The organism is Mesorhizobium sp. M7A.F.Ca.ET.027.02.1.1 (assembly GCF_004022985.1).
In the GTDB taxonomy this organism is placed as follows: domain Bacteria; phylum Pseudomonadota; class Alphaproteobacteria; order Rhizobiales; family Rhizobiaceae; genus Mesorhizobium.
Window position 1 is genome coordinate 1 of record NZ_RZOL01000445.1, and the last position, 4704, is coordinate 4704.

General features: G+C 61.4%; 6 protein-coding genes. 5 read left to right on the forward strand and 1 reads right to left on the reverse strand.

Going from position 1 to position 4704, the window contains the following annotated elements:
* Positions 1 to 764: DUF2066 domain-containing protein (locus EN749_RS30840; RefSeq protein WP_128364571.1), on the reverse strand; the 764-nt coding region annotated here is incomplete at its 3' end.
* A gap of 196 nt (positions 765 to 960) precedes the next feature.
* Here EN749_RS30840 and EN749_RS30845 point away from each other — a divergent pair.
* The 5 genes from EN749_RS30845 to EN749_RS30865 all read left to right on the forward strand — a co-directional run.
* Entirely contained in the window at positions 961 to 2004 is a 1044-nt protein-coding gene (locus EN749_RS30845; protein ID WP_128364572.1) for an enoyl-CoA hydratase/isomerase family protein, read from the forward strand.
* On the forward strand, positions 2001 to 2423 hold the full coding sequence (locus EN749_RS30850) for a DUF6163 family protein (RefSeq protein WP_127272646.1): 423 nt from the start codon (positions 2001 to 2003) through the stop codon (positions 2421 to 2423). Before EN749_RS30845 ends, EN749_RS30850 begins: the two co-directional genes overlap by 4 nt.
* A 238-nt stretch (positions 2424 to 2661) precedes the next feature.
* Positions 2662 to 3177, forward strand: a complete 516-nt coding sequence (locus EN749_RS30855; RefSeq protein ID WP_008875359.1) for a winged helix DNA-binding protein — start codon at positions 2662 to 2664, stop codon at positions 3175 to 3177.
* A 173-nt stretch (positions 3178 to 3350) separates the two neighbouring features.
* The gene (locus EN749_RS30860; RefSeq protein WP_245491528.1) at positions 3351 to 3761 is read left to right on the forward strand and encodes a hypothetical protein; all 411 of its coding nucleotides are present in this window, start codon (positions 3351 to 3353) and stop codon (positions 3759 to 3761) included.
* Positions 3762 to 4128: 367 nt separating this feature from the next.
* A partial coding sequence (locus EN749_RS30865; RefSeq protein ID WP_189367810.1) for a peptidoglycan-binding protein occupies positions 4129 to 4704 on the forward strand: 576 nt, incomplete at its 3' end.

Here is a 4704-nt window from a genome sequence, read left to right on the forward strand (position 1 = left end):
TCGTCGAAATTGACGCCGCGCACCTGCCAGATGTAGGTCTTGCCGGCCGCGGCCAGCCGCCAGTCGGCGATCCAGCCCAGTTCCTTGTCGCTCCAGACGAGTCTGCCGGAAAGCGCCTGGTCGGCGCCGGTCTTCTTCGCCAGTGTGTCTAGCTTCGTCATCTCGGCATTGCGAAGCGCCTGATCGTCCAATCCAGCCCGCGACAGCTGCGCCGCCGTGGGAAAAGCCACCTGCATGGCCAGCGGTACGGCGGCATTGCCGAACGATTCGCGCATCGGCATGCCACGGTCGTCGTCGGCATCGAGCGCGTAATGCATTGTTCCGCGCTCGGTCACCAAAAACACCGCCAGCCGCGGCCGCTCGGCCAGCCACGGCCTGCTGCCGAGCGAAGCCAGCACTGGGTCGATTTCAGCCGGCCCGTACTGGCAGTAGAGATTGTGAGGCCGATCGTACGTGCCCTGGTCGTCATGGTTGGGAATGCCTTCCATGCGGTCGCGGTAGTGGAAGCCAGCGACGAAGCTGCCGGCCTTGTCGCGCAATGCCGTCATTTCAGGTTTTGCCGGAAGGCGCTGATCGCCGGAAACCCGCACCAGAACCGCATCGAGACAGCGCTTGAAGCCGGACTGGCGGTTCTTCTCGTATTTGCCGTTGACGATGGTCTGCGAATTGTAGAGGTCTTCCAAAGTCGCCGCCGTGACCGGGTGAACAGCCAAGCCGATGCTCAGGCCAATTGCCATCCGCGCAAGGTGCGAAAATCGAGTCATGAACAATCGTCCCGTTCGAAGCCCCGCCAGAGCTGCGCTGCTATGAACTCTATCCAGTTTTCCAATATTGCAGTTCGATTTTTAGCACTGGCTCCTGGTCCGGGCCAGAGCTTGCACCGGTGTGCTCGCCATTGACGCACCCATGCGCCACGCTTTAGCACTTCAGTCCCGGCGGCCGGGGGAGGGATTCTTCACGATGGATTTTGGCGGAGGCGACGAGATCCGCTTCGAACATCTGGGCCGGGCCGGCGTCGTCACCTTGACGCGGCCGCAGGCGCTCAATGCGTTGACGCACCGCATGATCGGGGCGCTCGGCGCTGCCCTTTCCGCCTGGGAGGACGATCAGGGCATCGACGTCATCGTCGTCAAGGCAGAGGGCAGGGCCTTTTCGGCCGGCGGCGATATCCTGCATGTCTATGAGACAGGCCGGGCGGGAAAACCGCCGGTCGAGTTCTTCGCCGACGAATACCGGCTCAACGCCCGCATCAACAGTTCTAGGAAACCTTATGTCGCCCTGATCGACGGTATCGTCATGGGTGGCGGCGTCGGCATCTCCTTCCATGGCTCGCACCGGGTGATGACCGAGAATGCCCAATTTGCTATGCCGGAGGTCGGCATCGGCTTTTTTCCGGATGTTGGCGCCAGCCACCTGCTGCCTGATCTCGGCGGCTCCTTCGGCATGTATCTGGCGCTGACCGGCAATCGCATCCGCTATGGCGATGCGCTGTGGTCGGGGCTGGCCACCCACACCATCAAGGCCGAGGACCAGGCTGGCTTTCTCGACCGCCTGGCGCTGACCGGCGATCCGGAATCGGTGCTGCGCGGCTTCTTCGTGCAGGCAAGGCGCGAAACCGACAGGCCGACGCTGGAGGCGATTGTTCGCCATTTTTCGCAACCGTCCCTGAACCGCGTCATCGACAGCCTCGAGCGTGCGGCCGACGCCGACGAGTTCGCGGCAAAGACACTGGCGACGATCCGCACCCGCTCGCCGACCAGCCTGCGCGTCGCCTGGCGTCAGATCAGCGCCGGACTGACGCTGTCCATGGAAGCCTGCATGAAGATGGAGTTCCGCATCCTCAACCGAATGCTCGCCGGCCATGATTTCTACGAAGGTATCCGCGCCGCCATCATCGACAAGGGCTCGAAGCCGCAATGGCGGCCGGCAAGCCTCGCTGCGGTCAGCGAAGCGGATGTCGACGCCTATTTCGCCCCGCTCGGCGAACGGGAACTCTTGATATGAGCGAGGTGACTTCGAGGCGCGTCGTGCTGCAGCCCTCGGGGGTGGAGGTGATCTTCGCCTGGTTCCAGCGCGTCATATCGGGCTATTGCCTGCTGTTCGGCATTCTCTACTGGATCAGGTTGATCGGCTTTTATCCGGGTACGCTGTGGCGGTTCGACCTGATGCCCGTGCACTGGCAGGTCGCTGCGGTGGTGCTCGCCGTGTTCTTTCCCTTTGCCGCTGCCGGCCTGTGGATGCTGGCGTCCTGGGGGCCGGTGATCTGGTTCATTTGCGCGGTGACCGAGACGGTCATGTATGCCGGCTTTCCCGAGCTATTCGGCCACCGCTTGCTGATTGTCGCCTCGCATGCGGCGGTGGCGCTGCTCTACATCGTCTTCCGTGTCGTCATCTACCTGCAGAAGCGCCCGGTCCGCCACTAAGCCGTTGAACCCATTGGCGGCCCGGCTGTCGCCTCGAATGAGCCCCGCAATCGTTGCCGAAATCTTTAGGTTAATTATCCTTGCTCGGGTGACCGTTCGTTAAGCCTCTTCCGAAACCCCTTACCGGTAAGCTCTTGTTAGCCCTAGCGTTTAAGTCGAATTTTATGAGTATTCGATAGTGTCGCGATCAAGGTGAAAAACAAAAAATCACCAGGGCGACAAACGAGAGGCAAAGACAATGATCAATTCGCGTCCGGCGGCGAAGACCGCCAACGTATCCGACGATCGCCGCGAGGCTATCCGTTCCCTGTACATGGAATCGCTGCAGCTTGTTGAGCGGCTGCACCGCCGCCTGCTTGATGTGATCAAGGACGAATTCGACCGCAACGGCCGTTCCGACATCAATGCCATCCAGGCGCTGCTGCTGTTCAACATCGGCAATTCCGAGCTGACCGCCGGCGAACTGCGCTCGCGTGGCTACTATCTCGGCTCGAACGTCTCCTACAATCTGAAGAAGCTGGTCGATCTCGGCTTCATCAATCACCAGCGCTCGCGCATCGACCGCCGTTCGGTCCGTGTCTCGCTGACGCCGAAGGGCAACGAGGTGGCCGAGGTCGTCGCCGGCCTTTACGAGCGTCATGTCGGCTCGATCGAACAGGTCGGCGGCATCAACACCGACGAGTTCAAGCAGATGAACCGTGCTTTGCAGCGGCTCGACCGCTTCTGGAACGACACCATCGCCTACCGGATGTAAGGCGCCGCATCGGATCCGGCCCGCGCCACAGAAACGCGGCCGAAATATCGACCTTCAGTCAGGGCCGGTGCCGAGAGGCATCGGCCTTTTTCTAGCGACTGACGGCGACTTGAGTTCATCTGTTTGTCAGATGACCGCAACCCCGTGGGCCACGCTTTGCTTTCGCTTCCACAATGCCTAATGTCGCCACACAAGGGGGCGTGATGGGTCGAAGCAGGCGTTTCAAGATCTGTTTTGTCGCGGCGGCGCTACTGCTTGCGTCAGAAACGGCTTTCGCCGAGGAATGGTGGAAGGATGCCTTCGCCATGGAAGGCAGCAGCCCGTGCGACGGCAATGACTCCAGAGTGACGTTCACCGATAAGTCGGTGGAAATGTGGGAAGTCGGCTGCACAATCGACAAAGTCCAGAAGATCAAAGGCTTGGACGCCGTCATTTTGGACCTGACTTGCTCGGACGATACCGACAGTGTGGAAAAGAGGCGGGCGCTGCTGCTCAAACTCGATGACAGCAAGATATTGCGTTACCCTGAGAACCAAGTGCTGCAACGATGTTCCGAGTTGGAGGCTCCGGGTCCGAAGCCCTGAGCCAGTCTCGTTCGCGGCTGGCTGCGCGCCTTGCCGCGCGGCAGTCGACCCCATAGGCGATAGCTCGGCGACGGCGCCGACCCGATACCCAAAAGCATCGGTCCGTTCTTTTCGGAATGCCGGCCAGTCGGATTCGGGCGCTAGGCCACGTTGCCGCCATATTCCAGTGGAACCGAGAGTGGCAGTGATGCTGGTGTGAAGACCATGCGTTCACCCGCAATCCGTATCGCGCCTGGGCGCTGTCACACCAAGGTGATACGGAGCATGGTTGGCTAATTGTTAAGATTGCCAATTTTACAGTGCGGGCGAGATCGCCCGGTGATCAACGCAGCAAGTGATCGAACTGCTACAAATGTCTGGAACGTCCATGAGAACCAGCCGTCGTTTTTTCCTCTCCGGAGCCTCCGCGCTCGCAGCCGCGGTGGTCGCTGGCGGCGCCAATGCGCAGGATGTGATCAGTGACATCCTGAAATCCTCAGCGCGCGGCAATTGGGACGACCAGTTCGACGCCCGCGCCAGCGAGGGCGGCAAGGTGGCCTCGACGCTGCCGATCTTCAGCCCGCAGACCGTCGCCTTCACGGAACAGGCGGTCGGGCAATACCAGAACATTGTCGGGCAGGGTGGCTGGGTCGACGTTCCCGCGACCAAGAAGCTGCAGCTCGGCGTCGATGACCCGGATGTGGTGCCGTTGCGCAAGCGGCTGATGGTTTCCGGCGATCTGTCGCAGAGTGCCGGCATTTCGACGGCCTTCGATTCCTATGTCGACTCGGCGGTCAAGCGTTTCCAGCTGCGCCATGGCCTGCCTGCCGATGGTGCGCTCGGCAAATACACCTATGCGGCGATGAACGTTTCGGCGCAGATCCGGCTCGGCCAGCTGCAGACCAATCTGCAACGGCTGCGCGAGAAGGCCGGCACGCTGGGCAGCCGCTACGTGCTGGTGGAC